Genomic DNA, 23523 nt, shown 5'->3' on the forward strand with positions numbered 1-23523 from the left:
GGGGGACCCCAGCCTAACCAGGGCCCGCCCCGGTCGCACCGGACGCGACGTCCGCGTCGGTCACGGTCGGCGACCGCGGCGACCACGCGTCAGGAGATGTCCCGACGCCGCATCATCCAGAACGCCGCGACCAGCACCACGGCGGTGCCCACCCCGAACACCAGTGCCGAGTCCTGCCAGGTCACCAGCATCTCCTTGGGGGTGCACTGCCCCTGCACGAAGTCGCAGGACCGGTAGTCGATCAGCTTCCACTGCTTCTCGAACCAGGCCAGCGCATAGGTGGACAGCACGTAGCGGTCCCCGAAGCGCACGCCCGCCATCGACACGGCGATCCGGATGCCGATCTCGCTGATCACGCCGAGGCCGACCGCGACGCCGAGCGCCATCGCGGTGTGCCGGCCCAGGGAGGCGAGGGCGAAGGAGACGGCGGCGACCGCCAGCACCAGGGCCAGGGCCCGGACGCCGCTGATCGCGGTGGACTGCCAGACCTCGGAGGTGACCTTCGCGGTGCTGCCCCGATAGGTGCCGATCAGCCAGAAGGCCGCCGTCCACAGCGCGCCGAGCAGCACGGTCAGCCCGGACACGGCGGTGAGCACGGCGGCCAACTTGGTGCCGAGCACGGCGAGCCGTTTCGGCCGCCAGAGCAGCAGGTTCATCATCCCGCCGGTGCTCCACTCGGCCCCCACGAAGGAGGCGCCGACCAGGAACGCGAAGAGCGCCACGGCACCGGCGAAGACGGCGATGAAGTTGGCGAACTCGCTGCGGAAGTCGAACTGGTAGGGCAGGTTCCACTTCGGGTCGAACATGTCCGGTTGCGGCTGCCACTGCCGGCCGCAGTCGGGGCCGTACCGCTCCTCGGTCTGCTCGCCCCGCTTGGCCGCGGCGTCGCACTCGACGATCGACCGTTCCCACTCCTTGACCGCCTGGCGGTAGTCGGCGTCGGCCTTCGCCTGAGCCTGCGCGACGACCGCCGGGGAGAGCTTGTGGCTGGAGAAGGTGAAGGCGGTGGCGATGCCGGCCAGCCCGAGGACGAGCAGCACCAGCAACAGCCGGGTGAGCCGGCGCTTGGCCAGCCGGCGCAGTTCGGTGACGTACAGGCTCATGCGCCCCAACCTCCCCGGCTGCCGGCCTGGCCCGGCTCACCGACCTTCGTGGACTGGTCGACCTGCCGGTGCTGGCCGGGTACCGGCGCGGTGGCGGTCAGTTCGAGGAAGACGCTCTCCAGGTCGACCGCGATCGGGGCCAGCTCGCTGACATAGAGCCCCTGCTCGGCGAGGAGCCGACTGACGGCGGCCGGCTTCTCGACCCCGGCGAGCATCAGGTGGTCGGGCGCGGCGGTGACCCGCAGCCCGGCCCGGGTGAGCGTGTCGGCGGCCTGCGGCAGGTCGGTGACCGCCTCCAGGCGTACCCGGACGCTCTGCTGCGAGTGCTCCGCGAGCACCTGGTCGACGGGGCCGAAGGCGACCCGGCGACCCAGCGAGATGATGGTGACCGAGTCGCAGATGAGCTGGATCTCGCCGAGGATGTGGCTGGAGAGCACCACCGTCATCCCGGCTTCGGCCAGGTCCCGCATCAGCGACCGCATCTCCCGGATGCCGCCCGGGTCGAGGCCGTTGGCCGGCTCGTCGAGGATGAGCAGCTTCGGGTCCTTGAGCAGGGCCGAGGCGACGGCGAGCCGCTGTTTCATGCCGAGCGAGTAGGTCTTCACCCGCTCGCCGGCGCGGTCCCGCAGACCGACCAGTTCCAGCACCTCGTCGACCCGCTGCCGGGGCAGCCGGCCGGCACCGGCGAGCAGGCCCAGGGTGTCGCGGGCGGAGAAGTGCGGGAAGAACTGCGGACTCTCCACGATGGCCCCGACCTGGCTGGCGACCGTGGGCAGCGCCCGGGGCACCTCCTGGCCGAGGATGGCCATCCGGCCACCGTTGGGCCGGATCAGGCCGAGCAGCGTACGCAGGGTGGTGGTCTTGCCCGAGCCGTTCGGACCGAGGAAGCCGTGCACCTGCCCCGCCTCGACCCGCATGTCGAAGCCGTCGAGCGCGTGTCGCGTGCCGCGCCGACGGCTCCGGTACGTCTTGCGGAGACCTTCTATCTCCAGGACAGCCGACAAGCTGACCTCCCCCGATGAGTTCCGGTGACAGCACGACACCATACGCGGTATGCAGGCGCTGACAATACCCGGTATGCATCGGGGTTTTCCCGGATTCGCCTCAGGCGCAGATGACGTGTACTCCCGCGTCGCGGAACGCCTGCACCACCGCCGGGGCCGCGCCGGAGTCGGTGACCAGGGTCTCCACCCGGTCCACCGGGCAGATCCGGGCGAAGGCGTGACCGCCCAGCTTGGACGAGTCGGCGATGACCACCACCCGCTTGGCCCGCGCCACCATCAGGCTGTTCATCGCGGCCTCCCCCTCATGGTGCGCGGCCGCACCGAGGTGCGGATCGATCGCGTCCACGCCGAGCAGGGCGACGTCCAGGGTGACCTCGCGCAGCAGCGCCCCACCCAGCGGGCCGACCAGCTCGAACGACTTGGGCCGGACCACCCCGCCGGCCACCACCACCTTCATCCGGGACCGGACCAGCAGCTCGTTGGCGATGTTCAGCGCGTTGGTGACCACGGTGAGCTGGGCGCCCTCGGCACTGGTGTTCAGGTCCGGCCGGACGGCCAGCGCCCGGGCCACCTCGGTGCTGGTGGTGCCGCCGTTGAGGCCGACCACGGTGCCCGGGGTGACCAGCGCGGCGGCTGCCGCGCCGATCCGCTGCTTCTCGGCCGAGTGCTTGGCGGTCTTGTAGCGCAGCGGCAGGTCGTAGGAGACGCCGTTGGCCACCGCGCCACCCCGGGTACGGGTGATCATCTGCTGCTGCGCGAGCTGGTCGAAGTCACGCCGGATGGTGGCCTGGGAGACGTCGAGCCGCGCCGCCGCCTCCTCCACGCTCACCCGCCCGCTGTCGGTCAGCATTTCCAGCAGGGCGTTCCATCGGGCGTACCGGTCCACCGCGGGGGCCTCCACTGACTCTGCACGATCGGTGATTGATTGCGTGCACAGTAGTGCGCGAAACTACCGGTACGCAAAACCCTGGGTTGCGCGATGTGGGAGTTGGTTGCCACGGCCACCCGGCTTCGCGCAGAATAACGCGCGAAAGACGGCCATAACGAGCCGTATTGCGCAGGGTCTCTCCGGCAAGGAGTTGTCATGGCGTACGTGCACGCGGAGATCGCGAGCCAGCCCGACTGCTGGCGGGAGGCGGCGCAGCTCGCCCCGACCGTCGCCGACCGCCTGCCGCGCCCGGGCGAGCGGGTCGCCGTCGTCGGTTGCGGCACGTCGTGGTTCATGGCCTCGGCGTACGCCGGGCTGCGCGAGCACGCCGGCCAGGGCGAGACCGACGCCTTCCAGGCCTCCGAGTTCCCCACCGGGCGGCGCTACGACCGGCTCATCGCGATCACCCGCTCCGGCACCACCACCGAGGTGCTGGAGCTGCTCGGCGCGCTGCGCGGCCGGGTGCCGACCACGGTCCTCGTCGGCGACCCCGACTCCCCCGCCGTCGAGCTGGCCGACGCGGCGGTCACCATGCCCTTCGCCGACGAGCGGTCGGTGGTGCAGACCCGCTTCGCCACCACCGCGCTGGCGCTGCTCCGCGCCCACCTCGGTGACGACATCGGCCGGCTCGCCGCCGACGCCGAGGTGGCCGTCCGGGCCCCGCTGCCGATCGACCCGGCCCGGATCGAGCAGGTCACCTTCCTCGGTCGCGGCTGGACCGTCGGGCTCGCCCAGGAGGCCGCGCTGAAGTGCCGCGAGGCGGCCACCTTCTGGGCCGAGGCGTACCCGGCCATGGACTACCGGCACGGTCCCATCTCGGTGGGCGCGCCGGGCCGGCTGGTCTGGGCGTTCGGCGGGATCCCGGACGGGCTGCCCGAGGACGTCGCGGCCACCGGCGCCACCTTCGTGCACAGCCGCACCCACGGCTGCCGCACCGTGCTGACCAGTTGGGCGGCGGGACGTACCCCGGTCGACCCGATGGCCGACCTGATCCTGGCCCAGCGCTTCGCCGTCGCGCTGGCCACCAGCCGGGGCCTCGACCCGGACGCGCCCCGCCACCTGACCCGCTCCGTGGTCCTCGCGTGACCGATCGGAGCGTCGTCGTCGCACTGGACGTGGGCGGCACCGGGATGAAGTGCGCCCTGGTCCGCCCGGACGGCAGCACCGTGCACACCGAGCGCCACCCCACCGACGCCGGGCGCGGACCGGACGCGGTGGTCGACACGATCCTCGAGGTGGCCGAGGGGCTGGCCGGCAAGGCCCGCGCCGCCGACCTGACCCCGGTGGCCTGCGGCATCGCCGTGCCGGGCGTGGTCGACGAGGCCCGCGGGGTGGCGGTCTGGTCGGCGAACGTGGGCTTCCGGGACGTACCGCTGCGGGAGCTGGCGGCGGCGCGGCTCGGCCTGCCGACGGCGCTCGGTCACGACGTGCGCGTCGGCGGCCTGGCCGAGGCCCGGCTCGGCGCCGGACGCGGCACCGGCCACGTGCTCTTCGTCGCGATCGGCACCGGCATCGCCGCCGCCCACGTGGTCGACGGGTCGGCCGCCACCGGGGCGCACGGCGCCGCCGGCGAGATCGGCCACATCCTGGTACGCCCCGACGGCCCGCGCTGCGGCTGCGGTCGCCCCGGCTGCCTGGAGGCGGTGGCGTCGGCCGCCGCGGTGGCCCGCCGCTACGCCGAGCTGACCGGCGACCCGGTGACGGCGGCCGAGGTGGCGGACCGGGCCGCAGCCGGCGAGCCCGCGGCGGCCCGGGTCTGGCAGGAGACCGTGGCGGCACTCGCCGACGGACTCGCCACCGGGCAGGCCCTCTTCGACGTGGAGACCGTGGTCATCGGCGGTGGACTCGCCCAGGCCGGTCCCCGCCTGCTGGACCCGCTGCGCGTCGCGCTGCACGAGCGGATGACCTTCCACCGGGAACCGCGCCTGGTCGGTGCGGCCCTCGGCGACGAGGCCGGCTGCCTCGGTGCGGCGCTGCTGGCCCTCGACGCCCTACCCTGAGCTGCCCCCACCCCCGACCACGAGGAGAGAGCTGATGACCCTGCGGGTGACCGGGAAGGTGGTGACCCCGACCGGCGTGATCCGGCAGGGTTGCGTGGAGGTCGCCGGTGATCGGATCCGGGCGGTCGCCGAATACCCGTCGGTGCGCGACGGGCACTGGATCGTCCCCGGCTTCGTGGACATGCACACCCACGGGGGCGGCGGGCACACCTTCACCACCGGCGACGCCGACTCGGCCCGACAGGCCGCCGCGTTCCACCTCGGCCACGGCACCACCACCCTGCTGGCCAGCCTGGTCAGCTCCCCGTTCGAGCTGATGCGGGACGCCACCGCCGCCTACCGACCGCTGGTCTCCTCGGGGGTGCTGGCCGGCGTCCACTTCGAGGGTCCCTACCTGTCGGCGGCCCGCTGCGGCGCGCAGAACCCCGAGTTCCTCCGCGACCCGTCCACCGACGAACTGGCCGAGCTGGTCGAGCTGGGCGGCGGCGCGGTCCGGATGGTGACCGTCGCCCCCGAGCGGGACGGGGCGCTGGACGCGATCAAGCTGCTCGTCTCGCACGGCGTGGTCGCCGCGGTCGGCCACACCGACGCCACCTGGGCGCAGACCCGGGCCGCCGTGGCGGCGGGCGCGAGCGTCGGCACCCACCTGTTCAACGGCATGCGCCCGGTGCACCACCGGGAGCCCGGACCGGTGGTGGCCCTGCTGGAGGCCCCGAACGTGGTCTGCGAGCTGGTCGCCGACGGCGTCCACCTGCACGACGGCATGCTCGGCTTCGCCACCTCCGTCGCCGGCCCGGAGCGGGCCGCGCTGATCACCGACGCGATGGCCGCCGCCGGCATGCCCGACGGCGAGTACGAACTCGGTGGTCAGGCCGTCACCGTGGCCGACGGGGTGGCCCGGTTGACCGACGGCGGGGCGATCGCCGGCAGCACCCTCACCATGGACGCCGCCCTCCGGCACGCCGTGGCGGCCGGCGTCCCGCTGCCCGACGCCTGCCGGATGGTGGCCACCACCCCGGCCCGGGCCATCGGCCTCGGCGACCAGGTGGGCACCCTCCAGGCCGGCCTCCGCGCCGACCTCGTCGTGCTCGACGACGACCTGAACGTGGTGCGGGTGATGCGCGCGGGCGCCTGGGTGGAGTGACGCTGCGAGGCGGGGGTCACGCGACCACGATCGACGCCACGTACCCCGGCCGTTCCTGGCGTGACGGTGCTGGCGTGGCGATCCTGACGTGATGCTGTGACGATCGGGCTGGCGTGCCCGCCGTGGTGGTGACGACGGCAGTCCGGCGTGCCGCCATGGTGGTGGCGACGGCGCGCCGCGCCGCGCTGGTCGCGGATCGTCGGGTGGTGCAAGAACGTCGGTCCGGTGCTGTCGCCCGCCGTCCTCGTGGGTGAGTACTCAATGGACGCTACGAGTTTGATGACGTTGATGAATCACCCGGCAGGGTCGGGAAGGGCCGAGCCGGGCAGCGGCCCGCGATTCATTTACGTCATCAAACTCGTAGGCGACACGAGAGGCGCCGCCACGGCCGGCGGACGCAGCGCGTGTCCCCGCCGCTCGCAGCTCGCAGGACCATCGCGGAACGGTCGATCGGGCCAGGTGCCGGGCCGGCAACGACACTGTGAGCGGCCGCAGCCCGCCAACCGAGCGCACGTCAACCAGCCGCGGGCCCAACAGGGGGCGCCCGCCAACCAGCCGGGTCAGCCGGCGGTGGGCACCTCGACGCCGAGGACGGCCTGCTCGTCGGGGCGGTGCACCAGCACGTCCGCCAGATAGGAGTGCACCGCCTGGCGCATGCCCACGTCCCGGCCGGCCTGCTCGGAGAGCAGCCACTTGTGCTCGATGATCTGCGCGAAGAGCTCCTGCGGCTCCAGCTTGCGGCGCAGGTGCGCCGGCACCGCCCGGACCACCGGCTCGAAGACCTCGGTGAGCCAGCGGTGCGCGGCCTGCTGCTCGTCGACCAGGTCGCTCTCCACCCGGTAGGCGTCCAGGTCGTTGAGGAGCCGCCGGGCCTGGTTCTCCTCGGCGTCCAGGCCGGTCAGCCGGAGCAGCCGACGGGTGTGGTAGCCGGCGTCGACCACCTTGGGCCGAACCAGGTAACGCCCGTTGTCGGCGGTCGACATGGCCACCTCGGCGACGTCGAAGCCCAGCTCGTTGAGGCGGCGGATCCGGCCCTCGATGTCGTGCCGGGCCTCCCGCTCGATCTGCTGCTCGTAGGTGATCTCGTGCCAGAGCCGCTCGTAGCGGGCCACGACCTCCTCGCAGACCACCTCCGGGTCGATCGACTCGTGCAGCAGCCCGGCGGCCTGCAGGTCCAGCGCCTCACCGAAGATGTTGACCCGCGCGATCTCCAGGTCCTCGCCGCGCTGGCCCTCGGAGAGCGAGGTGTGCAGCGCCCCCGTCTCGGCGTCCACCAGGTAGGCGGCGAAGGCACCCGCGTCCCGGCGGAACAGCGTGTTCGACAGCGAGCAGTCGCCCCAGAAGAAACCGGTCAGGTGCATCCGTACGATCAGCGCGGCGAGCGCGTCCAGCAGCCGGTTCATCGTCTCCGGCCGGAGCGTGTTGGAGAAGAGCGCCCGGTAGGGCAGCGAGAACTGCAGGTGCCGGGTGATCAGCACCGACTCCAGCGGCTCCCCGTCGTCGGTCTGCCGGTCGGCGACGACCGCCACCGCCTCGACCGACGGGAAGTCGATCCGTTCCAGGGCGCGGAGCAGGTCGTACTCCCGCTCGGCGATCCGCTCGCGGGTCTCCTTGAACGCGTACACGTAGTCGCCGAGGCGGACGAAGCGCACGATGTGCCGCGAGATGCCCTGCGGCAGCGCGACCAGGTGCTGGGCAGGCCACTCCTCCAGCGGGGTCGACCAGGGAAGGTCGAGCAGCGCCGGGTCGACGAGAGCCGAGGTGATCCGCACGGGGACAAGTGTGCCGGCTCACCCCGCCGGAGCGCTTCCCTTCGTGGGCCGGCACACAGCGATCGACGCCCGCGCGGCTCCGGCACCGCCCGCGGCCGGTAGCGTGGTCGCGTGCGCCAGACCTCGGGGGTACGCGAGAAGCTGCGACTCCGCCCCGTCCGACCGGCCGGCTGGTGGTGGGACGCGGCCCTGCTGGCCGCCCTCGTCGCGCTGACCGTGGCGCTCGCCACCGGCCACCTGTTCGGCCTGGACCGGGCGGTCGCCGACTGGGCGGGGGCCCACCGGCCGACCGCGGCCCGTTGGCTCGCCATGATCCTCAACTACCTGGGCCAGGGCACCCCGCTGACACTGCTCGCCGCCGGGCTGGGCGTGCTGCTGGCGGTCCGGCTCCGGTCGGTCCGCCCGGTGCTGCCGCCGGTGACCGCGTTCGTGCTCACCTTCCTGACCATCGGCCCGCTGAAGGTGTGGACCGCCCGACCGGCACCCACCGCCAGCGTCAAGGAGCCGTTTCTGCCGCCGGACCGGACGCTGCCGCTGTTCCAGCACGACCTGCCGGTGAGCTACGCCCAGTCGTACCCGTCCGGGCACGTCGCCAACGCCATCGTCTGGTACGGCGTGCTCGCGCTGCTGCTCGGTCCGCTGCTGGCCAGCTTCGGCCGGACGGTCCCGCCCCACCTGGTCACCCTGGTCCGGGTGCTGCCGCCGGTGATCGTGCTCGGCACCACCACCTACCTGGGCTGGCACTGGCTGACCGACTCGGTCGCCGGGCTGCTGCTGGGGCTGCTGCTGGACCGGATCCTGCGCCGGGTGCCCTGGGACGACCTGCCCCTGCCGGGCAGGTTCCGGAACTGGAACCGGCCGTTCACCTCGTACCCCTAGGGTCCGGACCGTGGACGAACTGCGGCGGCGGCTGGGCGTACCCGATGCGGTGGTCATCGGTCTGGGGTCGATGCTCGGCGCGGGCGTCTTCGTGGTCTTCGCCCCGGCCGCGGCGGCGGCCGGTGGGGCCGGAGTGCTCGTCGCGCTGGCCCTGGCCGGCTTCATCGCCTGGTGCAACGCGACCAGCTCGGCGCGGCTGGCCGCCCGCTACCCGGAGTCCGGCGGCACCTACGTCTACGGCCGGGAACGGCTGCACCCGTTCGCCGGCTTCGTCGCCGGCTGGGGATTCGTGGTCGGCAAGACGGCGAGCTGCGCGGCGATGGCGTTGACCATCGGGGCGTACCTCTGGCCCGGCCGGGCGCGGCTCGTCGCGGTCGTGGCGGTGGTGGCGGTGACCGCGGTGAACCTGCGCGGCATCGGCAAGACCGCGATGGCGACGTGCGCGCTGGTCGCCGTCGTGCTGTCGGTGCTCACGTTGGTCGCGGTGACCGGTGCGCCGCACGTCGCGGTGGACCGGCTGGACGGTCTGGCCGGCACCGGGATCCGGGGCGTGCTCACCGCTGCCGGGCTGCTCTTCTTCGCCTTCGCCGGGTACGCCCGGATCGCCACCCTGGGCGAGGAGGTCCGCGACCCGGCCCGGACCATCCCCCGCGCGGTGCCGCTGGCCCTGGGTACGGTGCTGGCGATCTACCTGGTGCTGGCCGTCGTCGCGCTGGGCGTGCTCGGCGAGGACCGGCTGGCCGCCTCGACCGCGCCGCTGGCCGACGTGGTGACCGCCGCCGGGCTGCCCGGCCTGGCCTGGGTGGTCCGGGCCGGCGCGACCGTGGCGGTGACCGGGGTGCTGCTCTCCCTGCTCGCCGGGGTGGGCCGGACGACCCTCGCGATGGCCCGCCGCCGCGACCTGCCCCACGGGCTGGCCGCCGTGCACCCCCGGTACGGGGTGCCGCACCGCGCCGAGGTGGCGGTCGCCGCCGTGGTGGTCGTGGTGGTGGCGCTCGGCGACGTCCGCAGCGCGATCGGCTTCTCCAGCTGCACGGTGCTGGTCTACTACGCGATCGCCAACGCCTCCGCGCTCACCCTCGGCCGGGAGCCGGGACGGCGGACGCCGGTGCAGCTGCTCGCCGCCCTGGGACTGGTCGGCTGCCTGGTGCTGGCGGTCAGCCTGCCCACGGCCAGCGTGCTCGCCGGCTTCGGCGTCCTCGCCCTCGGCGCTGCCGGGTACGCCCTCCGCCACGCCGTCACCCGACGGGCCTGACCCGGTGTCACTCCTCCGGCTGTCTCGGCACGGGTGTGCCGGCCGGGGCGGGGGGCGGGGCGGGGGAGGTCTCGCGGAGCAGGGCGCTCAGCCCGGCCCGCCGGGCCACCACGGTCAACCGGTCCCCCGCCGAGATCATCATGCGCGGGTCGGCGGTCCAGTCGGCCTTCTGCCCCGCCCGGGTGTACGCCAGCAGCCGTACCTCGCCGGGCCGGTTCACCGCCGCGAGCGGGCGGCCGTCCAGCGCGGAACCGGCCACCACCGGCACCTCGGTGACCAGCAGGGCGTGCCGGCCGACCGGGATGGTGGCGATCACCGCCCGGTCCAGCAGCGCCGCCACGAACGAGGGCGCCGCCAGGTAGGACACGCTGCGCGAGATGCCGATGCCGAACGCCTTCTGGATCCGCTCGGCGAAGTCGCCGTCGAAGAGGCGCAGCACCACCCGCAGGTCGGCGTTGAGCGAACGGGCGTTCAAGGCGGCCCGCAGGTTGGTGCCGTCGTCGGTGGAGACCACCACGAGCGCCTGGCAGGTGTCGACCGAGGCGGCCCGGAGCGTCTCCTCCAGCCCGGCGTCCCCGACGATCAGCGGTACGCCCAGCCGGTGCGCCAGCGGTGCGCCCCGGGCGTCCGGGTCCTTGTCGATCGTCACCACCTCGACGCCGAAGTCCTGCAGCTGGGCCATCACCCGGGTGCCGATGTTGCCGAGCCCGACCACCACCACGTGACCGGCCCGGGCCGGTTGGATCCGGCCGGCGTGCAGGGCCAGCCGGGCGTTCACGATGCCGTCCACCACCACCGCGGTGATCAGCGGGATCAGCGCCAGCCCGGCGAGGTTGAGCACCACCTGCATGACCTGCGCGGCGGCCGGCTTGTGGACGTCCGGGTCCTGACCGCTGAGCGTGGTGACCAGGGTCAGATAGAGCGCCTCGGCCCAGTCGACGCCGGAGGCACGGGAGTTCAGCCAGCCGAGCAGGGCGATCACCCCGAGCAGCAGGAGCACCGCCATGCCGATCTTGCGGGTGGCGAAGCTGCGGACCGCCCGCAGCAGCACCACCACCGGCTGCCGGCGCCGCCGGGCCCGGACCAGCCGGCGGGCGGCCAGTTCGGTGCCGGGCGGCTGCCCGGTCGCCTCGGCGAGCACCAGGTCGGCCGTCGCCTGGTCCGCCGGCAGCAACCGGGCCGGTGCCGGGTCGGTGGTCACGGCCAGCCCGCAGACGACGTCGGCCGGGCGTACGTCGGCGCGGCGGGCCACGTAGAGGGTGCGTCCGCCGTGCCGGAAGTGGGTGGGCGCGACCTCGCCGAGCGCGGCGGCGACGAACGCCGGGGCGGCCATCGACGCGTCGGAGAGCACCGCCGAGTCCGGGAAGAGCTGCCGTACGCCGTTCGCCAGGCTGGTGTTGAACATGCGGACCACCAGGCGCAGCCGGGGCTCGACCTCCTGGGCGCAGAGCGCCGCGTGCATGTTGCCCACGTCGTCCTGGTGCAGCAGGGCCAAGCCGTCCGCACCGGCCAGCCCGGCCCGGCGGAAGGTCGCCTCGTCCAGCCGGGCGGCGGTGATCACCTGGACACCGTCGAGGTCCCGCCCGTCCGGCCCGTCGGAGCGCCGCCGCTCCGGTACGACCAGGGTGACCCGCACCTGACCGGCGGGCGTCTCGGTGGCCAGCAGCGACCGGACCACCCAGTAGGCGAGCGGGTCGGAGCCGCAGACCACGTAGTGCGGGCGGGCGTCGCCGTTCATCCGCAGCCGCCAGCCGGTGGCGCGGCGGGCACGGTCGCGCAGCGGGTCGGCCATGCCCGGATGGTAGTCAGCCGCTCGCAGCCCGCGCAGCCCCGCGATCATGAACGCATGGCGTCCGCCCTGGCGGGTAGAGCAGCGGCATGCAGACGTTCCTGCCGTACCCGGACTTCCTGGCGAGCGCCCGGACGCTGGACCAGAAGCGCCTGGGCAAGCAGCGGGTGGAGAGCATCCAGGTGCTGCGTGGGCTGACCCGGCCGGACTACGGCTGGCGCAACCATCCGGCGGTGAAGATGTGGGCCGGGTACGAGGAGGCGCTGACCCGGTACGGGCTGGACATGTGCGCCGTGTGGTGCGAACCAGGCCGGGCGGACACCTGCGCGGCGACCATGGTCACCGATCTCGCCACCGCCTGCGGCATCGACGTGGTCCGCACCCAGGCGGAGCTGGCCGGGGCCGGCGAGCTGCCGCCCTGGCTGGGCCGCGACGACCTGCACCGCAGCCACCGCTCCTCGCTGCTGCGCAAGGACCCCGGCCACTACGCCCCGCAGTTCCCCGACACCCCACCCGACCTGGAGTACGTCTGGCCGCCGTCCGACCGCCCCCGCCGCTGCCTGCCCTGAAGGAAGGGCCCCTTCTTAACGCCTCCGGTAGAGCACGGGACCCTTATTAACGGGCGGTGTTAACAGGGGGCCCCTGTACAACGCGAGGCGTTAACAGGGGCCCCCTCCTTGCATCTCGGGCAGACTGGGGGACCCGTGATCCAGGAGAGGTGCTCATGGCGCTGTCGCAAGTGGTCGGCCGGCTGATCGGCGTACGGGAGCACGTGGTGGACCCGGGCGGTGGCGGCGCGGACCGGGTGCCGCGCCCCACGACGGCGGTCGTGGTGGGTGGCGGCATCGCCGGCATGTCGGCGGCGGTGGTGCTCGCCGAGCGCGGCGTGGACGTGACCGTGCTGGAGGCCGCCCCGACGCTGGGCGGCCGGCTGGGTGCCTGGCCGGAGGCGCTGCCCGACGGCGAGCAGCGCAACGAGCACGGTTTCCACGCCTTCTTCCGGCAGTACTACAACTGGCGGTCGATCCTGCGCCGGGTCGACCCGGGGCTGGGCTTCCTCAAGCCGATCCCCGGTTATCCAATTTTGAGCGAGCAGTGGCCGACGGAGGAGTTCGGCAAGTTGCCGCCCGCCCCGCCGGCGAACCTGCTGGCCCTGCTGCTGCGCAGTCCCAGCCTGCGCCTGGCCGACCTGCGCGGGATGGACCGGGACGCCGCGCTGCCGCTGCTCAGCTACGACCCGGTCCGCACCTACGCCGAGTTCGACGACACCACCGCCGACGAGCTGCTCAGCTCGCTGAAGCTGCCGGACCGGGCGCGGGCGATGCTCTTCGAGGTCTTCTCGCACTCGTTCTTCAACCACGAGGCGGAGATGTCGGCCGCCGAGATGATCGCCCAGTTCCACTTCTATCTGCTCGGCAACCCGGAGGGGCTGGCCTTCGACTGCCCCGACGAGGACTACGCGACGGCGATCTGGGAGCCGCTGACCCGGCACGTGTCGGAGCACGGTGGTCGGGTGCTCACCGGTGCCGCCGCCACCCGGCTGGACCACGGCCCGGAGGGCTGGCAGGTCACCGTCGCGGACGGGTCGTCGTACCGGGCCGGGCACGTCGTGCTCGCCGTCGACCCGCCCGCGCTGGCCGCGCTGGTCGCCGCCTCCCCCGGCCTGGTCGCCGTGGCACCGCAGCTGGTGGAGCGGATGCCCGCGTTCGGCCGGCCCGGGCCGCCGTACGCGGTGGCGCGCTACTGGATGGACGGCGACGTGCGCGCCGACCGGGCCGTGTTCAGCGGGGTGTCCCGGCAGCCCACGCTCGACTCGGTGACCCTCTACCACCGGCTGGAGAACGAGTCGCGGCGCTGGGCCGAGCGCACCGGCGGTTCGGTCGTCGAACTGCACGCGTACGCCTGCGAGCCGGACGTGCCGGCAGAGGAGCTGGCCGAGCGGATGCGGGTGGAGCTGACCCGGCTCTGGCCGGAGGCGGCCGACCTGCGGGTGCGGGAACTACGCGCCCGGGTGGAGGCGCAGGCGCCCGCGTTCACCCCGGGCAGCGACGCCTGGCGGCCCGGCGTACGCACCGACGCCGACGGCCTCTATCTGGCCGGGGACGGCATCCGGACGGAGTTCCCGAGCGCCCTGATGGAACGCTCGGCGGCCACCGGCATCATCGCCGCGAACCACATCCTGCGGGCGGCGGGCGGTGCGGCCGAACCGGTCCGCTCGATCCGCCCCCGTGGTCTGCTCGCCCGGAAGTGAGGCAGGGCCCCCGGTCGACGCGGCGATGTCGACCGGGGGCCCGCGGCCTCAGCGGGTCACGCCGTCCCACCGGGTGCCGTGGTACGCGGCCCGCATGAGTTGCTGCATGTCTTCCAGCATCGGCATCCGCGGGTTGGCCGGCGCGCACTGGTCCTCATACGCGTTCAGCGCCTGCTGCGGCAGTGCCGCCATGAACTCCTGCTCGTCCACCCCGATCCGGGCGAAGGACGGCTCGATGCCGACGGCGTCGCGGAGCCGTTCCACCGCGTCGGCGAGGGACGCCACCCCCTCGGCCGGCGTAGCGGCGGGCAGGCCGAGCAGCCGGGCGATCTCGGCGAAGCGCTCGGGCGCCCGGTAGCTCTCGTACCTGGGCCAGCCGGAGAGCTTCGACGGGACGGTGCCGTTGTAGCGGATGACGTGCGGCAGCAGCACCGCGTTGGTCCGCCCGTGGGCGATGTGGAAGGTCGCGCCGAGGGTGTGCGACATGGCGTGCACGATGCCGAGAAAGGCGCTGCCGAAGGCCATCCCGGCGATGGTGCCGGCGTTGTGCATCCGCTCCCGGGCCTCGTCGTCGCCGTTGACCACCGAGAGTTCCAGGTTGGCGAAGATCAGCCGGATGGCGTGCAGGGCCGGCCCGTCGGTGAAGTCGTTGGCATACACCGACACGTACGCCTCGATGGCGTGGGTGAGCGCGTCGAAGCCGCTGTCGGCGGCGATGGCGCGCGGCATGCTGGCGGTCAGCACCGGGTCGACGATGGCGACGGTGGGGGTGAGCGCGTAGTCGGCGAGCGGGTACTTCTTGCCGGTGCGGTGGTCGGTGATGACCGCGAACGGGGTCACCTCCGCCCCGGTGCCCGACGTGGTCGGTACGCACACCAGCCGCGCCTTCTCCCCGAGGTTGGGGAAGGTGAAGGCCCGCTTGCGGATGTCGAAGAACTTCTCCCGCATGTCGTCGAAGACGACCTCCGGGTGCTCGTACTTCAGCCACATCACCTTGGCCGCGTCCATGGCCGAGCCGCCGCCGAGGGCGACGATGGTGTCCGGCCGGAAGGCCCGCATCAGCGCGGCGCCTCGGTCGACGGTGGTGACACTCGGCTCGGGCTCCACGTCGTCGATGATCTGGAGGGCGATCTTCTCGGCCCGGCGTTGCAGGATCCGGTTGACCCGGTCGACGAAGCCCAGCCGGGTCATGGTGGCGTCGGTGACCACGGTGACCCGGTGCACGTCCGGCATCTCGGCGAGGTAGCGGAGCGCGTTCGGCTCGAAGTAGATCTTCGAGGGGACCTTGAACCACTGCATGTTGTTGGTCCGCCGGCCGATCCGCTTGATGTTGATCAGGTTGACCGCGGAGACGTTGTTGGAGACCGAGTTCCGGCCGTAGCTGCCGCAGCCGAGGGTGAGCGAGGGCAGGAAGGCGTTGTACATGTCGCCGATGCCGCCCTGCGAGGCCGGCGAGTTCCAGATGATCCGGACCGCCTTGATCCGCTGGCCGAACTCCTCGACCAGCTTCTCGTCCTCGGTGTGGATGACCGCGCTGTGCCCGAGGCCGTGGAACTCCACCATCTGCTGGGCGTAGGTCAGGCCCTGCTCGCGGGTGCCGGCGCGCAGCACGGCGAGGACCGGGCAGAGCTTCTCGCGGGTGAGCGGCTCGTCGGGGCCGACGCCGCCCACCTCCGCCAGGATGATCGAGGTACGCGGCGGCACCGTCATCCCGGCGGCCTCCGCGATCCATTCGGCGGTCCGCCCCACGACGTCCGGGTTGAGCCGGCCGTTGGGGAAGAGCAACGCCTCCAGCCGGCGCTTGTCCTCGGCCGTGGCCACGTACGCGTGCAGCGTCCGGAACTCGTCCAGCGCGGCGTCCCAGATCGCCTCGTCGACGATGGCGGCCTGTTCCGAGGCGCAGATCATGCCGTTGTCGAACGCCTTGGAGAGCACGATGTCGTTGACGGCCCGCTTCAGTTTCGCGCTCGCCTCGACATAGGCGGGCACGTTGCCGGCCCCGACGCCGAGCGCCGGCTTCCCCGCCGAGTACGCCGCCCGGACCATGCTGTTGCCGCCGGTGGCGAGGATCGTGGCGATGCCGGGGTGATGCATCAGCGCGGTGGTCGCCTCGACCGACGGCTGGTCGATCCACTGGATGCAGTGTGCGGGCGCCCCGGCGGCGACGGCCGCGTCGCGCACGGTGCGGGCCGCCTCGACGCTGCACCGCTGCGCCGAGGGGTGGAACGCGAAGACGATCGGGTTGCGGGTCTTCAACGCGAGCAACGCCTTGAAGATGGTGGTGGAGGTGGGGTTGGTGACGGGCGTGATGCCGGCGATCACGCCCACCGGGTCGGCGATCTCGACGATCCCGTTGATCTCGTCCCGGCTGATGACGCCGACCGTCTTCAGCGTCGCCATCGAGTGCGTGACGTGCTCGCAGGCGAAGATGTTCTTGACGGCCTTGTCCTCGAAGACGCCGCGTCCGGTCTCGTCGACGGCGAGTCGGGCGAGCGCGGCGTGCCGGTCGAGGGCGGCCACGGACGCCTTCCGGACGATGTGGTCGACCTGCTCCTGGGTGAACCGGTCGTAGTCGGCGAGCGCTTTCAGACCGTCGGCGACCAGGCTGTCGATCATGACGTCGAGTTCGGTGGACATGCTCTCTCACCTCGGCGGTTGTGGCGTCAGGGGCAGTTTCAGACTCGGCGGTCCGGCGGCGTGGCGGTGGTGCGGAAGGACCCGGTGGACCGCTGCCGAAGGTCCCGTCCCGCGTTCCGTCCCATTCGTCGGGATACGCGAATCACCACAAAGGCCATCTGAGCCGCTTTACGCTCGGCAGACGCCGATCAACCGGCGGCACGGGAGGTCGGGAGGATGTGGGCAGCGCAGCAACCGGACACCGGACCGGCCGTCCCCGACGGTGCCCGGGACGACGCGTACGGGCTGCTCCGGGACGAGCGGGCGTGCATCGTCACCGCGCTACGGCTGGGCTGGTGGCTGGCCGACGCGTACCAGCACGCGCAGACCGCCGACCTGACCGTCGACGGGCGTCCCGCCACCGCACCGGCGAAGCTGTCCAACGTGACCGAGATGCCGGGCCGGGACCGGCTCCGGATGTATCTCGACGGGACCGAGGTGGCGCTCGGCCAGATCGCCGCGCTGACCGGCCCGGACCGGCCCGTACCGTCGACCGCCGGGGCGTGCGCCGCCACCGGCGGGGACCGGGAGCCGCTGCTGCTCGCCCTGGACGAGCTGAACGTCGACCTGCTCCGCTGGACGATGGCCACCAACCACCGGGTCGGGTTGGCCTACCGGCTCGGCCGGTCGCTCGCCGACACCGTCCGGCACGGCGACCCCGACCAGCTCCTCCGCCGCTTCGGCGGCCGAGAGATCCAGCTCAGCCGGTGGCTGGACGAGTTGGCCAGCGTGCTGCCCGCGTACTCAGCGGCGGTGGTGCGCCGGTCGCTGGCCGACTGGGCCGGCGCGGTCACCCGGGGAGGCGTCGGCGACCCGACCGAGGCGGCCCTGCCCGAACTCGCCCGGGAGCTGCGCAACCAGGGCGACCTGTGGCGCAGCGTGCTGACCGGCGGGCTGCACCCGGGCGACCTGCTCGACGAGGAGAACTGGGCGGTGGTCGCCCGGAACCTGATCATCCGGGACCGGAAGCTGGTGGTGCAGGCGGCCCGGGGGATCTTCTGGCCGGTGCTCGTACCCCTGCTGGTGGTGCTGTTGGCCGTGGTCGGGGTGAGCGCCGCCGCGGCGGCCGGCTCCCCCACCACCCGGGCGGCCGTGGCCCTGGTCGGCCTCGGCGCGGGACTGACCGCGATCTGGCGCTCCGTCTCCGGCCCGGCCCTGTCGGTGGCCGCCGAGGTGAACCGGCCGCTGCTGGAGAGCGAGCTGACCGTGCAGATGGCGGCCCGGATCAACCGCCCGCTGGCCGCCGCGCGGGCCGCCGGCCGGGCCCGCCGGCAGCGCCACCCGGTCCCCGGCGGATCGAAATCTGTTGCCGGCCTCACCGGCGCGGACCTACGGTGACCGGGCAAGGTCAACCACCGCTCCGGGAGCCGTCGATGTCGCTACCGCACGTCACCACCGTGCCGTCGTGGCTGCCCACCGACGGTTGCCGAGCCGAAGGTCCCGCCGTCGGGTGGCCCGACTGACGCGTGCGCCCGCACGCGTCCCCGCCGCCCGTCCGATCGCCGGACCGGGCGGCTTTTCGCTGTCCGGACCGCACCGCACGTGAGAAGGGAGTGCCCGGTGGACGCCGTCCTCGTCGTCAACGCCGACCTCGGCCCGCTGCACCGGGTCACCGTCCAGCACGCGATCCGGATGCTCTGCCGGCGGGTCGCCGAGATCCACGAGGCCGAGCCGGACCAGGTGATCGGCGTCTTCCCGATGCCACGGGTGGTCCGCCTCGTCCGCTACGTGGTGACCCGTTGGCGGTTCAACGCCGGACCGGCCTGGTCCCGGGCCGGGGTGCTGCGCCGCGACGGCCGGCGCTGCGCGTACTGCGACGCCCCGGCCAGCACCGTCGACCACGTCCTGCCCCGCTCCCGCGGCGGCCGGAACACCTGGAAGAACACCACCGCCGCCTGCTACGGGTGCAACCAGCGCAAGGGCGACCGGACCCCGGCCGAGGCGGGCATGCCGCTGCGGCGGGAGCCGGTGACGCCGAGCTGGGCCGCGCTCGCCGGGCGGTGACGGACCGGCCGGCGGGCACAGGGGGCCGCGTCGGAGGTACGCCTCCGGCGCGGCGCCCGCCGGCCCTCACCCCGTCCGACCACCGGGCCCGAGGCTCGGTCCTGCGATCGGCGCAGGTGCCGTCATGCCGTCGGGCCGGTGCCGGTCGGGGCGTCGTGGGCTGCGGGGGAATCGGCCGGGTGGGCCCGCAGGAACGCCTCACCCCGGCGGGCGTCACGCAGTAGCTGCCAGCAGGCGAGGACGAACAGGACGCCGGTCAGCACGAAGAGCGCCAGGAAGGCCGGCGAGAACTGGAGCAGCGCCTGCCCGAGGTGCATCGTCACCAGGCCGCCGAACAGCGGCACGACCCAGCGCTGCCGGGTCAGCTGCGCGGCGACGGCGCGCAGCGCCGGCAGGTCGTGGTCACTGGGCACCACCCCGTGCCGGACCGCCCGGAGCAGCTCGCGGCGGCGCGGCCCGGCCACCAGCAGCGGCGACTCCCGGGCGGCCCGGTAGCTGCCGTTGCGCGCGGCCCGGACCAGGGCGGCCACCTCGATGACCAGGCCGAGCACGGCGAGTACGCCACCGGTCACCGCGACCGGTGCGGGTGGGTCGCCGTGCCGCAGGAACGAGCGCGGAATGCCGTACGCGGCCAGGAGGCCGACCAGAAGGGAGAGTACGGCGAAGGCGGAGACGCCCACCAGGATCCGGCGCAGCAGGCGCCGGCGGTCGTTCCGGAACTGCCCGGCACCGTCCATCATGGTCCCCCGTCGGTCGTCGACGGGTTCGACGTACCCCGGAACGCGGCCGGGCACACGGCGGTCAGTGGGTGGCCGGCGGGGTCCAGCCGAAGCGCGGCGGGCGGCGCTCGTTGGCCGCCGCCACCCCCTCGCGGGCCTCGCCACTGGCCCGGACCTGCCCGTGCCACCAGGCGATCCGCTCCTCGTCGGCCCGGCCGTCGACGATCTCCTTGGCCGCCGCCACGGTCAACCGTGAGCGCTGCGCGATCGCGGCGGTGATCGCCCCGACCCGGTCCCGCACCGCGTCGCCGGGCAGCACCTCGTCGACCAGGCCGACCCGCAGGGCCCGCTCGGCGTCGATCAGCTCGCCGGTGAAGAGCAGGTGCTTGGCGGCCGACGGGCCGACCAGCCGGGCCAGCCGGTGGGTGGTCGGCGCGGGATAGACCAGACCCAACCGCGCCGGGGGTACGCCGAACCGGGCGTCCGCCGCGGCGATCCGCAGGTCGCAGGCGACGGCGAGCTGGCAGCCGCCGCCGACGCAGGCGCCCTGGATCTCGGCGACGGTCGGCTTGCCGAAGCCGGCCAGCCGCTCCTCGGCGGTGACCGCGATGCTGGCGTCCCCGGCGTCCAGCAGCTCGTCCAGGTCGCCCAGGTCGGCCCCGGCGCAGAAGGTGCCGTCGGCGCCGGTGAGCACCAGCGCATGCACCGCCGGGTCGGCCTCCAGCGCGTCGAGGAGCACCGGGAGCTGCCGCCACATGGCCGCGGTCATCGCGTTGCGGCGGGCCGGGTTCCGGATCACCACCGTCGCCACCGGGCCGGTCACCTCGACGGTCAGCTCCGCGTCCGACATGTCTCCCCCTCGCGCCGCCGGTCGGGCCGACCATAACGGCGGGGCCCGGTGGCCACCCGCGTGGGGTGGCCGCCGGGCCCCTGGTCGGGCGGCTACGTCAGGAGACGTTGACCGCGGTGTCGTCCACCACGAAGGAGGTCTGCAGCGAGACGTCCTCCGCACCGGTGAACTTCAGGGTGACGGTCTGGCCGGCGTACGGGGCCAGCGAGAAGGACTTCAGGCTGTAACCGGTGGCCTTGTTCAGGTTCGAGTACGTGGCCAGGGTCGCCAGCACCGTCCCGGCCGAGTTGACCACCTGCACCTTGAGCGTGTCGTACGCGGTGCCGGTGGTGGTCTCCGCGCTGTCGATGTGCAGCCAGAAGCTGAAGTTGTAGCTGGTGCAGCCGCTGGGCAGGCTCACCGACTGGGAGAGCGTGTCGGTGTGGGTGCTGCCGTAGCCGTTCAGCCAGGCGTTCCAGGTGCCACCGTGGGTCGGCTGGCTGGCCCCGTTCTGGCCGATGACGCCCGAGGTGGACGACCAGACGGTGTTGCCGGACTCGAAGCCGGGGTTGCCGAGCTTCTGGCCGGCGCCGGTGCAGCCGCCGCCGGTGCCGTTCACGGTCAGCGTGTAGCTGGCCGAGTGGCTGCCCGAGGTGGCGGCGCCGGTGACGGTCACCGTGTACGTGCCGGACGGGGTGCTCGCCGAGGTGGCGATGGTGAGGGTGGACGAGCCGCCCGAGGTCACCGAGGTCGGGTTGAACGACGCGGTGGCGCCGCTCGGCAGGCCGGTCGCGGAGAACGACACGGTCTGCGCGGTCCCGCTGGTGGTCGCGGTCGACACGGTGGTGGAGACGGAACCACCGGCGGTCACCGAGCCGGAGGTCGGCGAGAGCGCCACGGAGAAGTCGTTACCGGTCGACGAGCAGGGCGCGTCGTTGCCGGAGACGGCCACCGCGGTCCACGCCGCCTGGACGGCCTTGTACTCGGTGGAGCAGTTGCCGTACAGGTCGGTCGCCGCCTTCAGGGTGTACGCCCGGGCGGTGTTCGACGGGGTGGTGGTGTTGACGTACGAGGTGTTCGAGGTGAAGTACACGTCGAGCGCCCGGTACCAGATCTTCTCCGCCTTGGCGCGGCCGATGCCGGTCACCGCCGGGGCGGAGCCGCAGACCGGCGAGGTGCCGTACGACGTGGCGCCGGTGCCCTCGGCGAGGTCGAAGAAGAAGTGGTTCGCCACGCCGGAGGAGTAGTGCACGTCCTTGTTCTTCGTGCTGGTGGTCCAGCAGGAGTCGGACGAGCCGTCCAGCGACGGGTTGTACATGTAGCGCAGCGGCGTGCCGTTGCCGTTGATGTCGATCTTCTCACCGACCTGGTAGTCGCCCGGGTCGCTCGGCGCGTTGGAGTAGAACTCCACCATGTTGCCGAAGATGTCGCTGGTGGCCTCGTTGAGACCGCCGGACTCACCGGAGTAGGTCAGGCCGGCGAGCGCCTCGGTGACGCCGTGGCTCATCTCGTGGCCGGCCACGTCGAGCGAGACCAGCGGCTTGGCGTTGCCGGAGCCGTCGCCGTAGGTCATCTGGGAGCCGTCCCAGAAGGCGTTCACGTAGTTGCTGCCGTAGTGCACCCGGCTCGGCACGCCGGTGCCGTTGCCGAAGATGCCGTTGCGGCCGTGCACGTTCTTGTAGTAGTCGAAGGTCTCGGCGGCACCGAAGTGCGCGTCCACGGCGGCGGACTGCCGGTTGGAGTTCGACCCGTTGCCCCACGCGTTGTCCGCGTCGGTGAAGGTGGTGCAGGTGCCGCTGGTGGTGTTGTTCATGTCGCAGGTACGGCCGCTGCCGTGCGACGGGTCCACCATCGAGTAGGTGCTGCCGGAGAGCGTCGTGTCGATGCTGACCGTGCCCGTGTAGATGCCCTGGCCGCTGCCGACCACCGTCTCGATCTCGTCGTACGAGCCGATCACCTTGCCGGTGGTGGCGTCGGTGATGACGTGCAGCTTCGACGGCGTCTGCTTGTCCGCCTTCATGCCCGAGGCGACCGTCTCCCAGGCGAGCCGGCCTCGGCCCGAGCTGGCGTCCACGAAGAGCTCCGGGGTGCCCACGGCGGTGAGCGAACCGGAGAACGCCTTGCGCGCGCTCGCCTGCGCCGCCGACTTGCCGACCTTGGCGGTGGTGGCGAGGGTCAGCGGTGCGGCCAGACCGACCGAGGTGCCGGCCAGGTTGCCGTCGGGAGCGGTGTGGATGACGAAGTCACCGCCGTAGACCCGCAGACCGTGGTAGGTCCGGGAGTAGCGGGTGTGCGCCGCGCCGGTGGCGTCGACCTTCGTGCGGACGGCCTGGTACGCCTCACCGCTGACGCCCTGGACGGCGCCCGGGTGGGCACGGAGCAGGCTGTCCGCCCGAGCTGTGGCGGACGAGGGTGCGGGGGCGCTGGGGGTTGCCGCGTACGCCGTGGTGGTGACGCAGGTCAGCACGCCGCTGGTGAGCAGCGCTGCGCTGACGGCCGCGAGGGGTCTTTTCACGGGCCCTCCTGACGGGGGTAAGTTGTGACGGGGGTAGTCACGCATGTAGATATAGCGATACACGGAGAGGAGTGGAAGGGGGCAGCGCTTTCCTGCCGGAGACACTGGCCGAACGGATGAGGCGGCGCAGGTGTGGGAACCGGGCGGCACTGTCGTGCGTCCGATCCGGCATGAGACCGACCCCCGCCGTGGTGGCCACCGCCGCCGCTCTTCTCATCGCACTGACCGGTTGCGCCACGACCGATGCCACCCCCTCGGCCCCGATCGCCGCCTCGTCCACGGCCACCGCCGTCCGGGTGGTGCTGACGAAGTCCGGTGGCATCGCCGGCCTGCGCGACACGGTCACCGTCGAGCCGGACGGCCGCTGGACCGTGGCCGACAAGACCGGCGCCACCCGCTCCGGGCAGCTCTCCCCCACCGACCTCGACACGCTGCGCCGGCTCACCACCGACCCGAAGCTGGCCGCCGAGCCGACCGACACCGCCGCCCCGACCAACTGCGCCGACGCGTTCACCTACCAGCTCACGGCGGGCAGCCACACCACCGGCTACGTCGACTGCCCCACCGACCCCGACCGCCCGCCGACCACGGCCGCCGTGGCCGACCTGCTCACCCGCGCCACCTCGTGAAAGGAGGGGCCCCTCTCTAACGCCTC

19 protein-coding genes are annotated in these 23523 nt (G+C 73.1%); 10 read left to right on the forward strand and 9 right to left on the reverse strand.

Annotated features, from left to right (window positions below; translation table 11 throughout):
- Positions 1-89 precede the first annotated feature (89 nt).
- From MRQ36_RS10760 to MRQ36_RS10770, 3 genes are all read right to left on the reverse strand, one after another.
- Positions 90-1103 (reverse strand): ABC transporter permease subunit, encoded by a 1014-nt coding sequence (locus tag MRQ36_RS10760; protein ID WP_242794725.1) that lies wholly within the window; start codon positions 1101-1103, stop codon positions 90-92.
- Positions 1100-2107 (reverse strand): ATP-binding cassette domain-containing protein, encoded by a 1008-nt coding sequence (locus MRQ36_RS10765; protein ID WP_278187474.1) that lies wholly within the window; start codon positions 2105-2107, stop codon positions 1100-1102. The genes MRQ36_RS10760 and MRQ36_RS10765 overlap by 4 nt, the downstream gene beginning before the upstream one ends.
- Before the next feature lie 100 nt (positions 2108-2207).
- A complete protein-coding gene (locus tag MRQ36_RS10770) occupies positions 2208-2993 on the reverse strand; it encodes a DeoR/GlpR family DNA-binding transcription regulator (protein ID WP_242801006.1) in 786 nt (261 codons plus the stop codon).
- A 198-nt stretch (positions 2994-3191) separates the two neighbouring features.
- On the opposite strand from MRQ36_RS10770, the gene MRQ36_RS10775 reads away from it, so the two are divergent.
- Genes MRQ36_RS10775 through nagA form a run of 3 tightly spaced genes read left to right on the forward strand, consistent with a single transcriptional unit; the run spans position 3192 to position 6179 of the window.
- Entirely contained in the window at positions 3192-4121 is a 930-nt protein-coding gene (locus tag MRQ36_RS10775) for an SIS domain-containing protein (protein ID WP_242794726.1), read from the forward strand.
- On the forward strand, positions 4118-5035 hold the full coding sequence (locus MRQ36_RS10780) for an ROK family protein (protein WP_308194799.1): 918 nt from the start codon (positions 4118-4120) through the stop codon (positions 5033-5035). Before MRQ36_RS10775 ends, MRQ36_RS10780 begins: the two co-directional genes overlap by 4 nt.
- 34 nt (positions 5036-5069) lie before the next feature.
- Complete coding sequence (gene nagA, locus MRQ36_RS10785; RefSeq protein WP_242794727.1) at positions 5070-6179, forward strand: N-acetylglucosamine-6-phosphate deacetylase; 1110 nt, start codon at positions 5070-5072, stop codon at positions 6177-6179.
- 560 nt (positions 6180-6739) lie between these two features.
- Here nagA and MRQ36_RS10790 read toward each other — a convergent pair.
- The gene (locus tag MRQ36_RS10790) at positions 6740-7951 is read right to left on the reverse strand and encodes a DUF4032 domain-containing protein (RefSeq protein ID WP_242794728.1); all 1212 of its coding nucleotides are present in this window, start codon (positions 7949-7951) and stop codon (positions 6740-6742) included.
- A 141-nt stretch (positions 7952-8092) separates the two neighbouring features.
- On the opposite strand from MRQ36_RS10790, the gene MRQ36_RS10795 reads away from it, so the two are divergent.
- Together MRQ36_RS10795 and MRQ36_RS10800 are read left to right on the forward strand one after the other, a co-directional pair.
- On the forward strand, positions 8093-8830 hold the full coding sequence (locus tag MRQ36_RS10795; RefSeq protein ID WP_242801010.1) for a phosphatase PAP2 family protein: 738 nt from the start codon (positions 8093-8095) through the stop codon (positions 8828-8830).
- A 10-nt stretch (positions 8831-8840) separates the two neighbouring features.
- A complete protein-coding gene (locus MRQ36_RS10800) occupies positions 8841-10085 on the forward strand; it encodes an APC family permease (protein ID WP_242794729.1) in 1245 nt (414 codons plus the stop codon).
- A 7-nt stretch (positions 10086-10092) separates the two neighbouring features.
- On the opposite strand, the gene MRQ36_RS10805 is transcribed toward MRQ36_RS10800, so the two are convergent.
- The gene (locus MRQ36_RS10805; RefSeq protein WP_374249960.1) at positions 10093-11877 is read right to left on the reverse strand and encodes an NAD-binding protein; all 1785 of its coding nucleotides are present in this window, start codon (positions 11875-11877) and stop codon (positions 10093-10095) included.
- Between the two features lie 86 nt (positions 11878-11963).
- Here MRQ36_RS10805 and MRQ36_RS10810 point away from each other — a divergent pair, with 86 nt between their 5' ends.
- Together MRQ36_RS10810 and MRQ36_RS10815 are read left to right on the forward strand one after the other, a co-directional pair.
- Complete coding sequence (locus MRQ36_RS10810; protein ID WP_242794730.1) at positions 11964-12443, forward strand: MSMEG_6728 family protein; 480 nt, start codon at positions 11964-11966, stop codon at positions 12441-12443.
- A 155-nt stretch (positions 12444-12598) separates the two neighbouring features.
- Entirely contained in the window at positions 12599-14125 is a 1527-nt protein-coding gene (locus tag MRQ36_RS10815; RefSeq protein WP_242794731.1) for an FAD-dependent oxidoreductase, read from the forward strand.
- A 48-nt stretch (positions 14126-14173) separates the two neighbouring features.
- On the opposite strand, the gene adhE is transcribed toward MRQ36_RS10815, so the two are convergent.
- On the reverse strand, positions 14174-16762 hold the full coding sequence (gene adhE / locus MRQ36_RS10820) for a bifunctional acetaldehyde-CoA/alcohol dehydrogenase (protein WP_242794732.1): 2589 nt from the start codon (positions 16760-16762) through the stop codon (positions 14174-14176).
- Between the two features lie 216 nt (positions 16763-16978).
- On the opposite strand from adhE, the gene MRQ36_RS10825 reads away from it, so the two are divergent.
- Complete coding sequence (locus tag MRQ36_RS10825) at positions 16979-18139, forward strand: hypothetical protein (protein ID WP_242794733.1); 1161 nt, start codon at positions 16979-16981, stop codon at positions 18137-18139.
- Between the two features lie 222 nt (positions 18140-18361).
- Positions 18362-18805: an HNH endonuclease gene (locus tag MRQ36_RS10830; protein ID WP_242794734.1), complete on the forward strand. Its 444-nt coding sequence runs from the start codon at positions 18362-18364 to the stop codon at positions 18803-18805.
- 122 nt (positions 18806-18927) lie between these two features.
- Here the strand turns inward: MRQ36_RS10830 and MRQ36_RS10835 are convergent, their stop codons facing one another.
- The 3 genes from MRQ36_RS10835 to MRQ36_RS10845 form a co-directional block, all read right to left on the reverse strand.
- The gene (locus tag MRQ36_RS10835) at positions 18928-19545 is read right to left on the reverse strand and encodes a hypothetical protein (protein ID WP_242794735.1); all 618 of its coding nucleotides are present in this window, start codon (positions 19543-19545) and stop codon (positions 18928-18930) included.
- 61 nt (positions 19546-19606) lie between these two features.
- Complete coding sequence (locus MRQ36_RS10840; RefSeq protein WP_242794736.1) at positions 19607-20374, reverse strand: enoyl-CoA hydratase/isomerase family protein; 768 nt, start codon at positions 20372-20374, stop codon at positions 19607-19609.
- Positions 20375-20471: 97 nt separating this feature from the next.
- On the reverse strand, positions 20472-22868 hold the full coding sequence (locus MRQ36_RS10845) for a M4 family metallopeptidase (protein ID WP_242794737.1): 2397 nt from the start codon (positions 22866-22868) through the stop codon (positions 20472-20474).
- Between the two features lie 170 nt (positions 22869-23038).
- Between MRQ36_RS10845 and MRQ36_RS10850 the strand changes: the two genes are divergently transcribed.
- Complete coding sequence (locus MRQ36_RS10850) at positions 23039-23497, forward strand: hypothetical protein (RefSeq protein WP_242794738.1); 459 nt, start codon at positions 23039-23041, stop codon at positions 23495-23497.
- Positions 23498-23523 lie beyond the last annotated feature (26 nt).

Origin of the sequence: Micromonospora sp. R77 (assembly GCF_022747945.1) — a bacterium.
Classification (GTDB): Bacteria; Actinomycetota; Actinomycetes; order Mycobacteriales; family Micromonosporaceae; genus Micromonospora.